This is a genomic window from Ruminococcus flavefaciens, assembly GCF_900116855.1.
GTDB lineage: Bacteria > Bacillota > Clostridia > Oscillospirales > Ruminococcaceae > Ruminococcus > Ruminococcus flavefaciens_R.
Window position 1 is genome coordinate 1 of sequence record NZ_UETD01000012.1, and the last position, 18,527, is coordinate 18,527.

The window sequence follows — 18,527 nt, forward strand, 5'->3', positions numbered from 1 at the left end:
TGCTGCTTGCGATATACAGTGGTTACCGCCGCAGCGAAATGCTTGGCTTGGAATGGAAAGACATTGACTTTGAAAACAACATTATCCATGTCCGCCGAACATCACAGTATACTGCTGAGAAGGGCATTTATACCGACACTACGAAAACGAGAAAGTCGAAGCGAGTGTCCAAGATGCCTGTCTCTATAATGAACTTGCTCAGGCAGTTCAAGGCGGAACAGGACACGGAAGCCAAGCAGCTTGGCACCAAGTGGGAAGACCATGACAGACTGTTCACCAAATGGAACGGAGCACCGATGAATCCGCAGACACCGTTCGAGTGGCTGAAAGGCTACTGTGAGCGTATCGGAGTGCCCTTCAAGAATATCCATTCACTGCGACATCTCCATGCAAGCCTCCTGATATTTGAAGGCGTAGACGTAGTAGCGGTATCATCGGACATGGGACACAGCGTCGTAGGAACTACCTTGAACCTGTACTCCCATATGTTTCAGGAAGCCAAGGCTCGCAACTGCGATGCGATAAGCAACGCCCTGAGCTTCACAAACGATATAGGCACAGAGGAAGAAAGTCCTGCCGAGGACGATACCGAAGCCGAGACTGAACAGCAGGCACTGGCATTATGAGCAAAAAAGTACCGCAGAGCGAAAGCTCTGCGGATACCCAAATTAATAGTTAAAAGATAATAAGTGCCAAACAAGTGCCAAAGCCTGATTTTTAGAAAATAAAAAACCCACAAACGGCTATTTTAAGCCGTCTGTGGGATTGATGAATGGTGACCCGTACGGGAATTGAAACGAAAAAAGGTCCCATACTTTGTGAGACCTATCATTTCACATCGCTGGGAGCCTTTCTGTATTTTGAATTGTTCAAGTGTATCGAAGAAAAGTTTATGCCTGTCAAGTGCCGTAACTGCGGTCGGTGGTTTATCATGAAGCATACAACGTTTTCACACTACTGCAAGCGCCTGGTCAGCAGCAATCCTCCGAAGACTTGTCGTGACAATGCAATGAGCCATAACTTCAAGGAGAAGATAAAGAGTGATCCTGTGTGGGAAATATACAACCGCGCATACAAGCAGCACTACGCTCGCTATATGAAAAAGAAAATGAGCAAGTCCCAGTTCGCAGAGTGGGGCGACTACGCTATTGAGCTTCGTACAAAAGCTTCGGACGGCGAGCTGGAGATTGAGGAGTATCAGAAGCTGATTAGGATATAACGCTTATTAATTACTCACGTATTCCCCTTTTATGTCAGTGGAGGCATATCTGAGTTATAATCAACATCTGATCTTATACGAATTCTCAATTTGGAAAACAACGGCATAGTATCTCTTCTAAAGACAGCAATTGTTTTGTCATATGGCTTATCTTTTTTTGTAATCAGGATACTGAATCGATATTATAAACAGAGCATCGTTTGATCACAATGCTCTGTGTTATCCAGAATCGTAAATACTCGTTACGCCATATTTGTTATGATCAACGGAACAGCATCGATCATTTTTCTCTCGCTGTCCCATGAGAGCTTTCCGAAAAATGATAAGGATTTGAAATGTCCTCTTGAACCTAATCTATATCCGCTATTTTCGTCAGTTCTTCGGCGGTATAATGACAGTCTGTATTCAGAGTTATTGAAGTAATACTTGTTGAAATATATGTAAACGGGTATCTCCTCGCAGCCGTATCTGAAGCGTGTACCGACTCCGTCGGGATTCCATCCGAAGTACAGGTAGAAAAGCTTAGACGCCTTAAACGAAGCATAAACAGGTTGTTTGTTTTTCTTCAAGGCGTCTATTATTTCTTCGGATGTACAGTAAAGCTGATTTCTCTCTGAAAGTTGCTTCTTGATCTCGCTTTTGAAATCAACGACTGAATGACTGTTCTCAGGCTTATAATCAGCTATAAGCGTTTCGGAGAGATGTAATTGTGCTATGTGTTTTTTTACGACATCTGTATCGGCAGCAAAATAGAATTTGTTATCGAAGTAGCGCTTCTGCCTTTCTATGGCGTCGTACACCTTATGATACACTACCTGATTCGGATAGTATTTATAATCTGTAAAAATAGAAATGCCATTGTGATAGAAGTATTCTAAAATAGCCGCAGCACAGCCTGCACTTCTGCTCTGACCGTATTCGCACTGACAGATGATATTCTTGCCGTACGCGTGCGCTTTTACGATAAACATTGCCATATCGTCAGCTTCGGGAAAATAAATATCGTATGTATATCCCTTGCGCTTGAGAACTTCAAGATCGAGATCCTCAAGCTCACTGTAAAACACGTCCTTGCACACTCCGCTGTAATCAACATGAGTGTAGTCCTTGTCTATGCGCTTTATCGCGGGATCGTAAAAGCTGATAACTACCGTATTATCAGGGAATGAGCCTTCTGCTATGATTCGTTCGATTGCTTCTCTTGAATATACAGATACGGTCATAAGTACCTCCGCACATTAATCAATATTTAACCTGAACATATGAATTGGAGATTTCTGCATGATCTCCCCAGAAAGCACGACTTATCAAACGCTCTTTTAGTCCGTGATGCCCCTCTTTCAAAGAAGAAGTCATCATGATACGCTTGCCCGATTCGTAGAACGCATTGAAAAGAAGTATGAGCTCGTCCTGCGTTTTTTCTTTTCCGGCAAGTTCCTGTATATCGTCAACAAGAAGAACATCCGCCTGCATATACTGTTCACGGAACTTTTCAGCTGTATCGCCGTTGCTGATAATGTTTGTCAGAGAGGAAACCATATCCGTTGTTGTTGTAAGAATCACATGAAGCCCAGGCGAATTCTGCTCAATTGCATTTTTTACAGCATAGAGCAGATGTGTCTTTCCTGTTGCGGTTCCACCGAATATTGCAAGTGGTTTGGAATCTGCGTTCTCGGCAAAATGCTTCGCTTTCTCAAAGGCTTTACTATTCTCTTTGGTTACCTCAAAGCTGTCGAATGTAAATCTGCCGCCTTTCTTATTATACTGCATATTTCGCCCTCCTTTTCAGCGTTCTTTTATCGTGTAGATTGGATGACCAGTACCATAATCCCTATATATACGATTTCCTTTAATCGTGAAGAGAGGATGTCCTGTTCCATAACCATGATAGACCTGATTTCCTTTGATAGTATAAACCGGATGACCGGTGCCATAGCCCTGATACACCTGATTACCCTTGATAGTGTAGACAGGATGCCCGGTACCGTAGCCCTGATAGACTTGATTTCCCTTAATTGTATAGACGGGGTGACCTGTGCCATAACCACTATAAACTACCATAACAGACCTCCGTTCTGTGCAAAAGCACATTAGATTTATTATTTCCGAGCAACTGATACGGTTTTTATGCTTATTTTTCGATATTGTTTATGAACTTATCTACCCAGAAGCCCTCTTGCTTATCTGAGGCTGTCTGTAAATCCACGCCTATGGAGTGACAGAAAAGATTATATGCGTCTATGTATTCCCTGTAATCGTGATTATCGGAATAAGAATAATGCTCTTTTAAGTAGATCGCGTTAACACTGTCGTATATCGGGAACATATTAGGATTACAGTGATGACAGTATTTCGATGCAAAAGAAAGCAGAAAACGTCCTCTTGTTTTTGCAGCCTTAGCTAAATCCGTAACAAGGGCTGCAGCAACATCCTTGTCTGTTGTTGTTATTCTTGACTGAAAACTATCGCTGACAATAAAATCAGCAAGCTCGCCACCCTCGTCAGGAGCTGACGACTTTCCTAAAGAGAGATGAGTGGAATACTTTGAATTGATAGTTATTATCTGCTGCAACGCAGTCTCACGATCGACGTTAACCTTGAAACTGTCAAGGAACTCCTGCTCATAGTCAAACCAAGGAAAGTCTTCTCTGTTAGCTTTTAAATTCTTTCTGAACTGCTCGTAACCTTTGTTGTTAACTTCGTAATTTAACATAATCTATACCTCCTGAAAAGTAATAGAATTTGAATTAAACTATCTGCATATAAGACGCTAGCCTGAAACCGAACTTCCGCTGACAGATAAAGTTTTATTAAAGTTCTCACATCTGTCAGACATCTGATAATTCGGTATAATATCCACTGACTATCACGAAATCATTCTTCTTTTGAGTACACCTCATTCCAGATATGATTTGTGAATTGAGGAATAACGTTCTCAATAACTTCTGCCGCCGAATGTAAATCAAAATTAATTAAGTCTATATAATCACCATCAACTGCGAAAATAAGACAGCTTTCTCCTCTATGAGGTCCACCAAAATATATCGAATGTGCGTCCGGGATATTTCTATCAAAAGCGTTAGAATAAAAGTATATATCAACAGTGCCTTCTGTTGTAAGAATTCTGATATTCGGAACTATCGCTGACGGATCTTGACTCAGATTATCGTCTTTGCTGATCAAAGATGACAATATTTCCTTATATTTATCTAAGGGGCTATCAGCCCAATTAACAAAATTTGATATTATATCGTAAAGATAGTCATAAGAATTCTCACTATAACATTTTAACATATAACTCCTCCTTATCAATATCACATTTTTGAGTGTATTAAAGCAGATCACCTCAGTGCTCCCCATTTTATAAATGATGAGCATCCGCCGTTTGCCTGTTTTGTCTGTTTCCAGCATCCCGAATTTTGATTAAGGCATTTCCCCGTAGCCATAGGACTGCTTACCTCCTGTCTTGAGCCAAAATGATCGCAGATCTTCCGCTCACCTGACCAGCAGGAACAGGTGGCACAATACTTTGAATCGCAAGTGTACTGATACATATACTTACCTCCTGACTTTAACCAAATCAACGAATATGTTTTCCTTTTGTGATTTTATTATATCATACGACATAGATCAAAAACCGCCTATGTCATATCCGCCGTCAACACAGCACCATTTCGCTGTGAAAACGTATAAAATCGGAAACGTCAAAGGATGGTATCTCGTTATAAAGCTCAAGCATAAGACGGATAATTGCTACTGATTTCGCCTGAGTGTTAATACTTCTCTGAGGATTGAATTCGATATCCGTAAAATGAGTATATTCTGTAATACGTCTGATCTCTTCGGGGGAGAGTGTTTGTTTTACTGCGTTAATGTAAATATAGTCATAGAAAACTGTTTTGGGTTCCAGTGGAAAATCTATTCCGGCGTAATTGAACCCGATAAGCGCTCCTGAATTATGAAGTCTATCGTCTCTTTTTGCTTCTTTGGGACTAACTTCCAGTAAATCGCGATACGGACCGCCGTTTGAAAAAACTTTGGAACTCTGAAAAATATTCTCTAATGTGTATCCGTTAAGTTTGAGATTGAAAGCGCTTAGCTTAACGCCAAGTTCAACCGTTCCCTTTGTACTGATCTCCAGAGGAGCCGCTTCCTTGTTGACTGATTTTACCGAATTATGCAGTGCAGCGATAGATCTCTGCTTCTGAGCCACAGAAAAGCCTGCGAACCACTGAAACTCGTATTCTCTTTTGATGACCTTACCGTTTGATACTAAATAAACTGGTCTTATTGCCATAATTATATCTCCTGACTGAGATTGGATTGATGAATGTTTTCCTTTTGTATTTTTATTATATCACAGAGACATGAGGCGGAAACGCCTCGTGTCGATTATACGGATTCCCATGCGAGTTCCTGAATTCTCCATACAAGTTCTTCGCCGATTCTCTCGATTTCTCGACAGCGTTTAGGAAGTTCCATAGTAAATTGTTTTTCTGTTTCCATGCAGTCTACAATGATTTGCAAAGCATCTTCCTGAGGCTCGAATTTTAATCTGATCTGTCTGTTGTGAAGTACAAGAATTCGTTCTTTGATAACTACGCCGTTCAAACTGTGAAACCAGCCAAACGGAAAGCGCTCGATCAGCAGACCGTCATCTGTACGGCTGCTGACCAGATAATCTCTGATCAGCTCGTGCTCCCATTCGGAATCGGCAGTGCTGAACTCTAAGATCTCCGGTTCAGAAGCCATATCCTGAAGAAGTCTAATGATCTCTTTCGGCTCCTCTTCTTCCTGATGCACAACAGTCGAGCAGATTCTGCCGGTTTCGTAGCAGAAAAAAGCAGCGTGTATGTATCCGTTGACATCCCACATAGCATTGGGAGAAAAGTGAACTTTTAACTCTCTGCCATAAAGCATGATGATAAATTTTTCCTCGCCTGTTTCTTTCCAGTAATCCTCCTCCCAATAAGCGTCGTAACACAGACGGTATTTCTCTGTCAGTATCCTTCTGAGCTGCTGATACTCTTCTTCGGGATCTGCTGTTTTTATAACATAAGAATTTCTTTTCTCTGCCTCCCACGCAAGCCAGTACAGCATTCTTATTATTCCCTCTGTATTTTTTGCTAACTTGCCATAATAACCGTTCAGACTTCTGAGTACCTCCGGACAATACAGCTGTACCTTAACGAAGTAACCGCAGTCAATAAAAGCGATCTCGATGTTTCTGTAGTTGCACTCGTACCAATGTGATTCTGTACCGTCGATCAGATACTTGACATACGCATCAAAGAACATCTGACAAGTCTTTATCCACTGTGCCTTTTCGATATACTCCATATAATACCTCCTGAAAGCAAGTCAAGGTTTGGGTTCTCTTCATTATACTAATCAAAAACTTGAATTCCGAAGATTCAGTGGGCAGAACTTTAGCTGTAATTATAATATATCACAGGGACATGGGGCGTTTCCGCCCCGTGTCAATTATATGAATTCCCAAGCGAGTTCCTGAATTTTGTAAACCAGTTCCTCGTATACTTCTTCTAACTCGTTATAATCACTATCCTTAGGAAGCTCTAATGAGCAAGTTTTGCCGGTTGTAAGACAACTGACAATAATATTGATGTATTTTTCCTTCTGATCGAATTGTATTCTGATAATCCTTTTATGGAGAGTGATGTATCTATCTGGTATTATTTTACTTTCCATAATTGACGAAGGACTAAAAAAAGGCCATCTGAATATATATCGCCTATGTTTTGTCTCCAAGCCTATTAAGGCTTCTCTTATAAGCTCATGTTCTCTTGTGGAATCTGAGATACAGAACTCTGCAATCTCTGGTTCTAAAGACATATCCTGAATTAGACTAACAAGGTCATCAAGATAATCTTCTGTTTGAGAAATGAACATTGAACAAGATAAATTTGTATCGAAACAGTAAATATCGACAACTACAGAGCTGTAGGTATCCCACAAAGCGTCTGGATAAATATATATATGAAAACGACGATTATGAAGATTTAGAATAAAGCTTACTTCGCCGATACCTTTCCAGTATTCCGCACATTCGTTCTCGTAGCAAAGACCAACCTTTTGTACAAGCAACTCTCTCAACTTTTTATGCTCTTCTTCCAAATCGAATGTATTTATTTCGTAAACCTCCAAATCCTCGACATTTAGTGTGAGCCAAAGAATCATCCTTATAATTTCTTTTGTATTTTTAGCTGAACCGTCATAGCACCCAAGCATTGCCTTAAAAGTGCTGGGGCAATATAGCTCGACGGAAGTATAACTAACATGATCAAAAAAATAGATTTCTATTTTCCTGCCGTTATGTTCTATTAAATGTTCTGATGTCCCATCAAGTCGGAAATTGACATATGCATCGAAGAATTCTCCACATACCTTTACCCAAGCTTCGCCTGAAAAATACTCCATACACTACCTCCTGAAAGAAAGTCAAGGTTTATATTTTCTTCATTATACTACTCAAAAACTTGAATTCCGAAGATTCAGACGGTCAAACAGAAAAATCTCTCTTTTACACAAATTGACAGTGCTCAAAATATGCAGTATGTATAAGTGCTTGGTGAAGTGAACGTTGCTTCTGCTGTAGTCATATTATAACACAGGGGCATGAGTACAAAAGCGCGTATGTCTGTATGGTATAATAATAGTTTTCGCACTTTAATTCTTTCCTATATTATAACAAAAGACATAGGGCGTTACCGCCCTATGTCCTAATTATAGTTATTCTGCTTTTTTATTCTTTTCTTCATCCATCTTATAACAGATGAACTCCTCATAGCCTTTCATCTGATAGAACAGTTTATCCATTTCTTCTCTTATCTTTTCTTCGTTTGTGCTGTCATTGATTTTGTATTCATAGAGGCATAATCTCCTAAATTGAGTAGGAGGCGTGACATCATCATGTGGCATCATCTTATATTTTTCTAATAATTCTTCGCATTTTTTCCTAGTCTCATCAGATATATTCTGATAGTTGATCGCCAACCGTAGCTTTAATTTAGTCACGAGACATTCAATCTCATATGCATAGTGATCTGGGCGCGTGTTATCGTCAAAACCACTATTTTTTCCATCAGAATTATTGGGAATTAACAATGTCATGTTAGACGTTTTATAACGAACAACCGCATCTTTACAAAATGTCTTGTCAAACTCAATTTCTCCTTCTTTAGCTTTTTCTTCAGCCCATTCAATAATAATATCTGTTATCTTTTTTATTCTTTCGTCGGTACTCATAAATTTTCCTCCTTAATGATTATAGAATATCCTTTATTATAATATCACGTAGTATGCGACATTATTGTCTTACTCGTTTTCGTATTTACTGAGAGCGCTCCTCAGTGTTTCTGCTATCTGTTTGCGCAGGCTTTTAGGTGAAAGCACCTCTACCTCATCTGCGAACTGTATCACCCAATGCAGCATTGAGGCTTCGCTTGCTTCAATGTGAACTCTTATCATATCGTCAGACATCGTTTCAATTCTGTTATTCGTACCAAAACTGTCCGCGATATCGTTCATCATATAACGTTTGCACTGGAATGAGATATGTTCCGGAGTACCGCTCCAAAGATTCGGATGTGTTTTTATGTAATCTGAAAGCCTGATACCGGTTGAAAAGCCTTTGAGTGTACGAAGCTGAGTTGCAGGTTCATCGTTCTTTACGCAGCCTTTGATTCGGTCAATGCGGAAATGTGTCAGGTCATCGTGTTCCGGAAGATTACATATCAGATACGAGTGACCGTTACGTGAGACTATCTGATATGGATTGACTGTATACAGCTTCTTTTTTCCATTGGAATCAAGTTTTTCTTTCAGCTTACCGTCTATACCGCAGTCACAGTAGTGGAATGACACCTGCCTTCCATCAGCGATAGCACTACCGATATTTTCAAGTGTGATATAGATCTCTCTGTTAATGATCTTATCAAATACCTCCATATCGGTATTCTTAATTGTCGAGAGAAAAAACTTGCTTGTTAAGCCTTCAAGACGTCCTATAAGGCTAAGGCGTTCTTTCTTTGAAAGGCCGTCAGAAGCGAGGACATTATCAATTAGCAGACGCAGCTCTCCGTCCATAAACTCATGAACATAATACCAGTCTGTCAATATTACTTCATCTTTTCCATTCTTACCTTTACGGATAATAGCATCATTTTCATGTTCGCTGCCGCGATATCTCACCGGGAAGCCGAATTCTATCAGCTTGGACAGATTACGTTTGACGGTCTTTAGCGCAACCTCCATTCCATATTCCGATTTTATCAGGTTTTGTATCTGTTGCTGAGAAAGTCTGTGATCAACATCAGAGTGTTTCTGTAAAATATGAAGAATATCAAGTATTATAACTTTTTTAGGCTGATCATTTGGCATAGTTTGCACCTCACCTTTTAAGCGTTATGTTAATTATATATCATTTATTTACACAAGTCAAGCGAATATTGTGAAGATATTATAAATGTTGGCATGGCTTATCGACAGCGAAAATGCCGAGAGCAAAAAAATCCTCACAGCCGAAACTGTGAGGACTCATTGTTTTCATTCAGATAAACACATTGACTTGAATACTGTGCCGATTCCTGATTTTTGCACTTTTTATCTTATAAAGCTTTTCGTCAAACATCGCTTTATATACAGCCCAAGGCCCAAAAAACGCCAAAAAGCAAAAGCCGCTTAGAAGGCTATTCTAAGCGGTTTGTCATTGGAGCTTGTGACGGGACTCGAACCTGCGACTACAGGTTGTCACATAGAGGAAACAGTCGTTTCCTCTATGCTTATTTTACGCTGCTTTCCTAGTAGTCTGATTCAGATTTCCCACAAATTTATAATATATCTCGACCTGCTGAAAGGTCTTTCCGTCAATGTCTTCTTTATGATGGACAAATATCTTATCAATGAACTCATTTATGATAATATCATCAAGCTCTTTGATGTCAGTGTACTTATCAATGACACTCGTAAACTTTTCTGTCTCGTCAGTTGTAAGCTTGTATTTTGCAAGCTCTGATGACATCTCATTTACCGACTCCTTCAGTTTGGACTGTTCATCTTCAAATCTATTTGACATCTGAACATAACGGTTATCAGGAATCTTGCCAAGAGCGTTATCCTCATAAAGCTTATTCAGAAGATGGTCAAGCTCGGCTACTCTTCCCTGTGCCTCATTGAGCTCATGTTTCAGCATTACTATTCTTTTACTGCTGATACCGCTGCATCTGTTTTCAAGGAAGGCTCTGAAACCGTCTTTGTTTTTACGGTAAGATTTCAGCAGCCGCCTTATGTCCTTAAGCACAAGGTCATAGATAACATCGTAGTTGATGTAATGCGATGCACAGTATTCCTTGCCATGAGTTTTGTACAGCCAACATGAATATGCTCCGTGGTATGTACCGTCGCGGCGTTTCTTTTGCGAGTAGGTAAGAGCGTGACCGCAGTCTGCGCAGTACAAGTGTCCCGCAAATATTTGGAACTCTCCTGTCTTGGTAGCACGACGCTTAACACTCATCATTCTGTGTGCGCTGTCCCATAGCTCCTGAGAGATTATAGGCTCATGACAGTTCTCAACTATTATCCATTCCTCACGCGGGCACTTGACCTTCTTCTTACTTTTCATCGACCTGGTCTTCTGTTTTCCATATACGAGCTTACCAAGATAGACCTCGTTTTCAAGTATCACTCGGATAGAAGTAACGTGCCAGTCGAATTCCCGTCTCCAATAATCCGATTTGAAGTAGTCGGGATTATGAAGATTAAAGTAAGCTATCGGCGTAAGAGTTTTTTCCTCGCGGAAGATTTTGGCGGTTTTATTGTAACCAATCCCCTGCGCCGCCATTCGGAATATCCTTCGTACTGTCTCAGCGGCAGGCTCGTCAATCACAAGGTGATGCCTGTCATTGGGATCGAGCTTGTAACCGAACGGTGGCTTTGAACCGATGAACTGACCGGCCTTTGCTTTAGCTTTCTTGGCTGTTTTGGTTTTAATAGATGCCTCCCTCGCGTAGTAATCATTCAGCACGTTTCGCATAGGGAACATCATATCGTTTTCATTCTTCACCGAGTCATAGTTATCGCTGACTGCAATGAAGCGTACTCCAAGCTCATTAAACTTTTCGACGTACATTCCAACTTCAATATACGATCTTCCGAATCGTGACTGGTCCTTGACCAGCACCATATTAATCAAGCCCTTTTTGATGTCCTCATACATTCTCAGGAACCCAGGGCGATTGAAGTTAGTGCCGCTGTATCCGTCATCATCGTACACTTCGTAATTATCTATTGCATGATCCTTGCAGTACTGCTCCAGTAATAATTTTTGCGAGCCAATGCTTACGCTTTCGCCCATTCGCCCGTCATCGACCGAGAGTCTGCAATACAGCGCTGCTTTTTGGGGCTGTTTGTTTTTCATTATTACTCCTTTCTCAGCCGTGCAGCAGCTCCTTACACGGACAGTATACCACATATCCGATTCGGAATCCAGTGCATTCGGCTGATTTCGTAGGACTGAACAAAAAACGTTTTCCGGTTTTTATACCGGCTTTCTCTCGGTCTGCTTTGCATCAACGGCAGGAGTTTCATACCCCCTCTCGAGCTGTCGGAGCATGAGAGCTCCGAGTGAATCTTCAGCTTTTTTCCTGCCGAGGAAAGCAGACCAAACACGATAGGTGACACCGTCAACAGTGCAGTCGTGATGCGTTACGGACTGCACCTCGGGATCTTCACTGCAATGAGTTTTTTCAAGGTTTCCACTCATAACATCTGCCTCCCTCCAAATATTCAATTAAAATCGACAAGTACGAAATCAAATCGTACTGCATTTGCTGGGCTCGCGTGTTTCAAACCCAGACTTTTTTGAGCTCCCTTTCGGGTCGGCTCAGTGTATCTATATCACTCCTCTCACAGCGGCGTTTTTGCTGCTCAGACGCCTCCCATATCTCCCTAAACATAGCCTTTATCGGGCGATTCTCTCAAAAAAGACGCCTGATTTTTCGGAGAACTCAGGAAAAGACGCCTCCATTCGCATCTCAACAAACGCCGAAGAATCGGCGGGCTTTGCCCGTCCGATGTGGAACGGCGGGCTCAAATGACGCCAGCCTTTAACCTGCAAACTGGAAAGGGGCACGGGTTCTCCCGTTTTCAGCGGCAGGCGGAATGCCAGCAGCTATGCTTGCCAGTCTTGCGGACCGACCTCCGTGACTCCAACTTTTCGTTTCTTTCGATATCTGTATAATCCCCACACTCGCTCCACGTTGCGCGACGATCGCGTTCAACGCAAGCGGTGGGGTAACTATACTATTTCCCTTTTGAGGACGGCAAACTCGGGGCTTTCTGCGCGTGTTTCAGTTCTTATCAACTGAACATCATTGTCATAGATATTATAGCTGAAGAAAAAAGGCGCTTACTTGATTTTTAATTATCATGTAATATATATCTTCCTTCTTCGTATTAGTATTATTATATATTATCTTGTATACTTAATATATAAGCCTATGACATCATGACACAGCCCCTATGACAATTAACTTTTAAACAGCAACGCCAACTCTGCGTCACGGAGTTTGTTTTCGTCCATGTCATAATTCAGGAATGCGACCTCGTAAGAGTTCTCGACCTGCCGACCGTTGTCGGCGTAGTTATTGTGAATACGAATGATATCCTTCTGTGCAAGTGTTTTCAGCGCACGCTCAACGTTGCTCACCGACATCGCAGTGTCTCTTGCGATACCTGTGCGGCTTATGGTCGAACTTTTCTTTTCCGCGTCATAGTGACAGAGTAATTCCATCACCACCTTGAACTCGGCAGGCGTAGTGATGTTGAGATACTCGAGCGGAGAGTTGACGCCGTTAGAGTAGCTTGTGCAGTTAGTCACGTTCATGTTTTTCATCTACATCTTCCTTTCGCGTTTCGAGTTTATTCTTGTGATGTCAAGAACTGTCCGGACGTCTTAACTGCATTCAGTATACACCAGTCCTTGACAGAAGTCAATAGATGTTGTATAATAACTCTATCACCGTCAATCTATAATCTATTTTTATGAACAAATTGTAAACTTTTGATTTTCTGCCATTTAATTAGCAATTTTGAAACTAAAGCACGGCAATTAGCACTCCGAGCAAATAGAACACTATTTCTGAAAGGAGACATTATGTTTGAGATAGAAGCACACTACCATGACAGAAAGATCTATCTTTCTGACGGAAGAACATATCCGCTTGGTGAAATACTTCTGCGCTATTTTTCGATGAATTCGACTGCTCTTGAAGAACTGTACGACATATGTGAGCGCGCAAAGACAGACTTGAACATCAGTTCCTTGTTCTGCCCCGCTGACATCGGAAAGCGCGCACGCGATATCGAATTCACATACGACAGCATCATGGACATTGCAGAAGCACTTCCGCCCTATGACAAGAAACATTTCAGACGCGGTCTCCTGAGAAATCTGTTTGCGTACTATCACGACATTTTTGACGAACCATTTTACGAAGACTCTGAATTTGATTCCGACGATTACAACGAACACTTTGTCAACGCAGAGAGCACTCCTGTGTCTTATGAGGAAATGTATATCACAGAAGATTTGAATGAGCTGCGAGCACTTGACGATTATGATTTCGACAGCAAGAAGGTTTTCAGCAACTATGAGAATAGAAAAGACGCCGCCGACTTCACAACCTGTATCGAACAGATAACGAACGAGTTTGCGGAATTTGTTTCCGACCTTATGCGCGTTAAGAATGTTTTTATGCCATTTGCAGACAAACTTTGTGACCACAATAACTATCCGTCCAATCAAAAGGTAATTGAAGTGTTTCAGCAGTTCACTGAGAAGTGTTATTCAGAATCGCATTTCAATCTTGTATCAAGTGGCAGTATGTGCATGGGACATACGATTCTCGCTACGAAAAAAGGTCCCATACTCTGTGAGACCTATCGTTTCACATCGCTGGGAGCCTTTCTGTATTTTGAGTTGTTCAAGTGTATCGAAGAAAAATTTATGCCTGTCAAATGCCGCAACTGCGGACGCTGGTTTATCATGAAGCACACCACTTTCTCGCACTACTGCAAGCGCCTGATAAGCAGTAACCCTCCGAAGTCCTGCCGCGACAATGCTATGCGTCACAACTTCAAGGAGAAAATAAAGAACGATCCCGTATGGGAGATATACAACCGCGCCTACAAGCAACACTACGCTCGTTTTATGAAAAAGAAAATGAGCAAGTCTGAGTTCGCCGAATGGGGAGAGTATGCTATTCAGCTGCGGCAGAGGGCTGCTGACGGTGAGTTGGAAATCGAGGAGTATCAGGAACTTATTAGGATATAATCAATCCTACTATCTCCTGATAATTAAACGACCCGACATGGTACGCATAGCTTAGAGGCGTGTCGGGTTCTGTTAAATGTATTATACCCTATCTATGCGAAAAAGTCAATAAGAACCGATTTCCGATTTTATAAGCTATAACTGATAAAAATCTAAAAAATCTATTGATTATCAGTTATAACTGTGATTAGTGTTACGAAAAAGATGCTCGATAACTTTTCTAAGTATTTTGTTTCTACGTATGAAATTGATTTCAGCAGAAACGGGATAAAACATGTGAACATAAGGGTCTTTCTTTTGAATGGCGTTTGACAATTTGCGATTTCGTGGTAAAACCGCTTAAAACAATTTGCGAAAATGGCTGCTGACAAAATCCAATTATGGATTTGTTGAAAACCGCAGCGAGATATCCGAAACTGTTTAAAATATAGCATAAAATTGATTTAACAAAGCTCTTGATTAAATCGCCCTGTTGTGGTATAATAACTACACTAAATGAAAGGAGGCAGAGCCATGACTTACGAACTTAGACACTTTGATACTCCGCTGATGCGCTTCACAGCAACAGAAGATACAAGCTCACCCGAGATAGATATTCTCTGGGTAAATGAAGAAAAAAAGGCGTTGCTGCCTCTTGATATGACTATTGACGGAGACAGCGTTTCAAGTTGGCTGAGACACAGGACTATACCGAAGAATCGTGCATACGTCCACAGCTTTCTAAGTAAATGTGGACTAAATCTCAATCGCCCTATGAGCATACTCAACGTATCAAAAGGTTTGTCGCTGAACGACTGCTACTGGGTTGTTGAGGAAGGCTTTGAGGGCAGCTTCTCGCAGTATAATCTGTATGAGAACAGGTTCAGCCGAGTGCTGGGACTTATCGCATTCACTGGCTATGGCAGCTCTGTGAGAACATCTCTTGCATCATGCCCAGAGTTCACAACTAATGGTATGCTGCCTAAGTGTTGGCGCAGAGAAAATGGTATTATACGACTTTACAAGGGTGGAACGAGCGGAGCTTCCAACACGGGGAACGAGCCATATTCAGAGTTCTATGCCGCTCAGATAGCAGATGCTCTTGGTATCAACGCTATCTCCTACGGACTGTCAAAATGGCAGGGAGAGCTGTGCTCCACCTGCGAACTGTTCACAAGCAAGGATTATTCATTTATGCCTATCGGCAGACTGGTCACAAAAGGCGGTATGAAAGCTGTCCGCGATTATTACAAGTCACTGGGCGATGAATTTATTGCCGCCCTTGACGATATGCTGATACTTGATGCGATAATATGCAACGTGGACAGACATTTCGGCAACTTCGGATTTCTGGTGGATAACCACACAAACAAAATAGCTGCTCCTGCGCCGCTGTTCGACCACGGCAACTCACTGTTCAATCTTGCTGGCAGGGACGATCTTGTCTCTGATAAGGCACTCAACGATTATGCGGATACGCTCGTACCGTGCGTGTATGACGACTTCATCGGCACTGCTAAACATGTGCTCAGCAGCAGGCACAGAGAAGGGCTTCGCCGCTTGCTCGACTTCCGCTTTAAGCGCCATTCAAGATATAATCTCGACAGCAAGCGTCTGAAACTAATCGAGGAGCAGATTCACAAACGTGCAATGGAATTGCTGAAATAATCGTTTAATAAGTATAATAGCCGCAGGGAAAACTGCGGTTTGCTTTTTCATATTGCAAAATCTGCTTTCGTGTGCTATAATGAGAAAAAACGTCAGGAAGTGATAATGTGAAAGTATATATTCAATCCTATGAAAACGGTATTCCGCATAATTATAATTTTATGAATGCCTATCAGGGGTTTTATGAAATGGGATTTGAAGTAGTACCGTTTCATGATAATGACAAATTTCAAGAAAGCAATAAAGAAGATGTCGTGGTCGGATATGTTGGAACGGTAAGAGCACGGCTTGCGGATTTTGGAATTATCACTCCTGAAATGGACTATCCCGACGAACTGCAAAAATATCTTGGACGTAAGATATGGCAGACAAAAATGAACGAAGTAAACAATAATCCGGATTGTTGGCCTGTATTCGTTAAACCTCTTGAAGATAAACAGTTCACGGGTGTTGTTGTGCGTTCTCCGAAAGACCTTATCGGCTGTGGAATCCAAGGCGTTAATCAAGATGTTTACTGCTCCGAAATCGTAAAATTTGAAGCAGAATGGCGATGTTTTGTGAGATATGGCCATATCCTCAGTGTAAGACCTTACAAGGGTGACTGGCGCAAGCATTATGATTACAGAGTAATTGAAAATGCTGTAAAGGAATTCACATCAGCTCCCGCAGGCTATGCCATTGATTTTGGACTAACCGATGACGGAAGAACATTACTTATCGAGGTTAATGACGGTTACGCACTCGGGTGCTACGGATTGTTTTACATTGACTACGCTAAGCTGTTATCCGCCCGCTGGGCTGAACTGACTGGAACAGAGGACGAATGTGCTTTTGATATAAGATAAAGAAAAGACCGCAGAATTAACTGCGGTCTTTTTATCATTTCAGCTCCCAGCCGTTATCGCCGTGATATATCATCAGCTTGGTCATACCGCCGTCGATACAGATATTCTCGCCTGTGATGAAGCCTGCCTTGTCGGAACAGAGGAACATCACCATATTGGCAATATCAAGCGGATTCCCCACGCGTCCGCAGGGTTGCTGATAAGCGTCGGGACCTTCGTAGACCTTGTAGGACGTATCTATCCAGCCCGGGGAAATGGAGTTCACGCGCACCTTTCCTGCAAGGCTAACCGAAAGAGCATGAGTGAGCGCAGCTATACCGCCTTTCGCGGCAGTGTAGCTTTCGGTCTGAGGCTGGCTCATACGGTCACGTGAGGACGAAATATTGATGATACTGCCGCCCTTGTTGAAGTGAGGAGCGAACAGCTTAGACAGGTAAAACGGCGCGGTCACGCCCACCGCCAGCGCGTACTGGAACTCCTCATAGCTGCACTCGTCAATGCCTTTCATCAGCGGCAGAGCGTTGTTCACGAGGAAGTCGATGTGTCCGTGCTCGGCTATGACCTGCTGTGCGAATTTTTCAAGCACATTCTTGTCGGAAATATCGCCCACAAAATGGTCGCCCTCAGCCTTGTCTATCACGCACACAGCCGCTCCGTTTTTGTAAAATTCCTCGGCTATACACTTGCCGATACCATTTGCGCCGCCTGTTACTACGGCTACTTTGTTTTTTAACATATTTTACTCCTTTATTTCACCAGTCAATTAATATTTCGTCCAACAGAATACAATCTGGCGGAATTTCATCGCTGACTTCAATAATATCTCCTATCCATGCCCCAGCTTCTCCGTATTTTCCATAACGAAAAAGGACGGGCAAAGGATCAATTTTATCAATTATATTATTTCTACTGTCGAGAACTCTTGTATGTCCGAGGGAATAATACACTTTCTTCGTGTCGTTTACTGTGTATCTAAAAGTCTTTCCCTCTCTGAGAAAAAGTCCCTCATATGGATTTTTAATGTCTATCCCATATTCATTTGGCGGAATATATCCATCACTTTTAAGGCAATCAAGATAGTAGCCTATTTCGTTGCGGACTTCTTTTTCAGTAACTTTGAACAGCCCCGAAACATTCTTATAGGTTTCATATACGGTATCAAAAAGATAACCTGAGCAGTTACTTTCTTTGCTGTGTCTTATTATAGTTTCAATAACATTGTTTTTGTTATTATCAGGAGCATTACATTCATCTCCAAGGAATACAATGCGACACCCCTTCCAATCTGTTGCAAGAAGATTATGTAAAGCTCTAAGAAAAATATTATCCTCAAATGTTGATTCCCGGCTTTTTTGTCCTAAATCGAAATCACCAGGCTGAATATATTCTTTTTTATCCACATTCACCCAACTAAAATATTCACCCATATCGCTTCCTCCTGTATGTCCATAACACACCTTTATAT

Annotated in this window: 21 protein-coding genes; 5 read left to right on the plus strand and 16 right to left on the minus strand. The window is 41.7% G+C overall.

Going from position 1 to position 18,527, the window contains the following annotated elements; all coding sequences use genetic code 11:
• Window positions 1-626: site-specific integrase (locus DSZ37_RS18020; RefSeq protein ID WP_242978632.1), on the plus strand; the 626-nt coding region annotated here is incomplete at its 5' end.
• 146 nt (window positions 627-772) lie between these two features.
• Window positions 773-1,219 (plus strand): DUF6076 domain-containing protein, encoded by a 447-nt coding sequence (locus DSZ37_RS17520; protein ID WP_146198188.1) that lies wholly within the window; start codon window positions 773-775, stop codon window positions 1,217-1,219.
• A 242-nt stretch (window positions 1,220-1,461) separates the two neighbouring features.
• Here the strand turns inward: DSZ37_RS17520 and DSZ37_RS17785 are convergent, their stop codons facing one another.
• The 14 genes from DSZ37_RS17785 to DSZ37_RS13030 all read right to left on the minus strand — a co-directional run bounded on the left by DSZ37_RS17785 (window position 1,462) and on the right by DSZ37_RS13030 (window position 13,130).
• Window positions 1,462-2,442 carry a hypothetical protein gene (locus DSZ37_RS17785; protein WP_173328851.1) on the minus strand — a complete coding sequence of 327 codons (981 nt, stop codon included), beginning with the start codon at window positions 2,440-2,442 and terminating at the stop codon, window positions 1,462-1,464.
• A 19-nt stretch (window positions 2,443-2,461) separates the two neighbouring features.
• Window positions 2,462-2,989, minus strand: coding sequence for a DnaA ATPase domain-containing protein (locus DSZ37_RS12965; RefSeq protein ID WP_109727319.1), 528 nt, complete (start codon window positions 2,987-2,989; stop codon window positions 2,462-2,464).
• Window positions 2,990-3,004: 15 nt separating this feature from the next.
• On the minus strand, window positions 3,005-3,280 hold the full coding sequence (locus DSZ37_RS12970; protein ID WP_109727320.1) for a hypothetical protein: 276 nt from the start codon (window positions 3,278-3,280) through the stop codon (window positions 3,005-3,007).
• A gap of 70 nt (window positions 3,281-3,350) precedes the next feature.
• The gene (locus DSZ37_RS12975; protein ID WP_109727321.1) at window positions 3,351-3,932 is read right to left on the minus strand and encodes a hypothetical protein; all 582 of its coding nucleotides are present in this window, start codon (window positions 3,930-3,932) and stop codon (window positions 3,351-3,353) included.
• A gap of 161 nt (window positions 3,933-4,093) precedes the next feature.
• Entirely contained in the window at window positions 4,094-4,513 is a 420-nt protein-coding gene (locus tag DSZ37_RS12980; protein WP_109727322.1) for a hypothetical protein, read from the minus strand.
• Window positions 4,514-4,560: 47 nt separating this feature from the next.
• Window positions 4,561-4,773: a hypothetical protein gene (locus tag DSZ37_RS12985; protein WP_109727323.1), complete on the minus strand. Its 213-nt coding sequence runs from the start codon at window positions 4,771-4,773 to the stop codon at window positions 4,561-4,563.
• A 104-nt stretch (window positions 4,774-4,877) separates the two neighbouring features.
• The gene (locus DSZ37_RS12990; RefSeq protein WP_109727324.1) at window positions 4,878-5,516 is read right to left on the minus strand and encodes a DarT1-associated NADAR antitoxin family protein; all 639 of its coding nucleotides are present in this window, start codon (window positions 5,514-5,516) and stop codon (window positions 4,878-4,880) included.
• 95 nt (window positions 5,517-5,611) lie between these two features.
• Window positions 5,612-6,559 carry a hypothetical protein gene (locus tag DSZ37_RS12995; RefSeq protein ID WP_109727325.1) on the minus strand — a complete coding sequence of 316 codons (948 nt, stop codon included), beginning with the start codon at window positions 6,557-6,559 and terminating at the stop codon, window positions 5,612-5,614.
• A 144-nt stretch (window positions 6,560-6,703) separates the two neighbouring features.
• Window positions 6,704-7,657 (minus strand): hypothetical protein, encoded by a 954-nt coding sequence (locus DSZ37_RS13000; protein ID WP_109727326.1) that lies wholly within the window; start codon window positions 7,655-7,657, stop codon window positions 6,704-6,706.
• Window positions 7,658-7,969: 312 nt separating this feature from the next.
• Window positions 7,970-8,485 carry a hypothetical protein gene (locus tag DSZ37_RS13005; RefSeq protein WP_109727327.1) on the minus strand — a complete coding sequence of 172 codons (516 nt, stop codon included), beginning with the start codon at window positions 8,483-8,485 and terminating at the stop codon, window positions 7,970-7,972.
• Between the two features lie 69 nt (window positions 8,486-8,554).
• Entirely contained in the window at window positions 8,555-9,493 is a 939-nt protein-coding gene (locus DSZ37_RS13010) for a helix-turn-helix transcriptional regulator (RefSeq protein ID WP_181380316.1), read from the minus strand.
• A gap of 532 nt (window positions 9,494-10,025) precedes the next feature.
• A complete protein-coding gene (locus DSZ37_RS13020) occupies window positions 10,026-11,654 on the minus strand; it encodes a recombinase family protein (RefSeq protein WP_181380317.1) in 1,629 nt (542 codons plus the stop codon).
• Between the two features lie 120 nt (window positions 11,655-11,774).
• Window positions 11,775-11,999 (minus strand): hypothetical protein, encoded by a 225-nt coding sequence (locus tag DSZ37_RS13025; RefSeq protein ID WP_109727331.1) that lies wholly within the window; start codon window positions 11,997-11,999, stop codon window positions 11,775-11,777.
• Window positions 12,000-12,764: 765 nt separating this feature from the next.
• Window positions 12,765-13,130, minus strand: coding sequence for a hypothetical protein (locus DSZ37_RS13030; RefSeq protein WP_109727332.1), 366 nt, complete (start codon window positions 13,128-13,130; stop codon window positions 12,765-12,767).
• A 261-nt stretch (window positions 13,131-13,391) separates the two neighbouring features.
• Between DSZ37_RS13030 and DSZ37_RS13035 the strand changes: the two genes are divergently transcribed.
• The 3 genes from DSZ37_RS13035 to DSZ37_RS13045 all read left to right on the plus strand — a co-directional run bounded on the left by DSZ37_RS13035 (window position 13,392) and on the right by DSZ37_RS13045 (window position 17,062).
• Window positions 13,392-14,570: a DUF6076 domain-containing protein gene (locus DSZ37_RS13035; RefSeq protein WP_109727333.1), complete on the plus strand. Its 1,179-nt coding sequence runs from the start codon at window positions 13,392-13,394 to the stop codon at window positions 14,568-14,570.
• Window positions 14,571-15,083: 513 nt separating this feature from the next.
• Window positions 15,084-16,217, plus strand: coding sequence for an XRE family transcriptional regulator (locus tag DSZ37_RS13040; RefSeq protein ID WP_181380318.1), 1,134 nt, complete (start codon window positions 15,084-15,086; stop codon window positions 16,215-16,217).
• Window positions 16,218-16,324: 107 nt separating this feature from the next.
• Window positions 16,325-17,062 carry an ATP-grasp domain-containing protein gene (locus tag DSZ37_RS13045; protein WP_181380319.1) on the plus strand — a complete coding sequence of 246 codons (738 nt, stop codon included), beginning with the start codon at window positions 16,325-16,327 and terminating at the stop codon, window positions 17,060-17,062.
• A 34-nt stretch (window positions 17,063-17,096) separates the two neighbouring features.
• Here DSZ37_RS13045 and DSZ37_RS13050 read toward each other — a convergent pair whose 3' ends face one another.
• Both DSZ37_RS13050 and DSZ37_RS13055 read right to left on the minus strand, forming a co-directional pair.
• Window positions 17,097-17,798: an SDR family oxidoreductase gene (locus DSZ37_RS13050; RefSeq protein WP_109727335.1), complete on the minus strand. Its 702-nt coding sequence runs from the start codon at window positions 17,796-17,798 to the stop codon at window positions 17,097-17,099.
• Window positions 17,799-17,814: 16 nt separating this feature from the next.
• Window positions 17,815-18,489: a hypothetical protein gene (locus DSZ37_RS13055; RefSeq protein ID WP_109727336.1), complete on the minus strand. Its 675-nt coding sequence runs from the start codon at window positions 18,487-18,489 to the stop codon at window positions 17,815-17,817.
• Window positions 18,490-18,527: the final 38 nt, after the last annotated feature.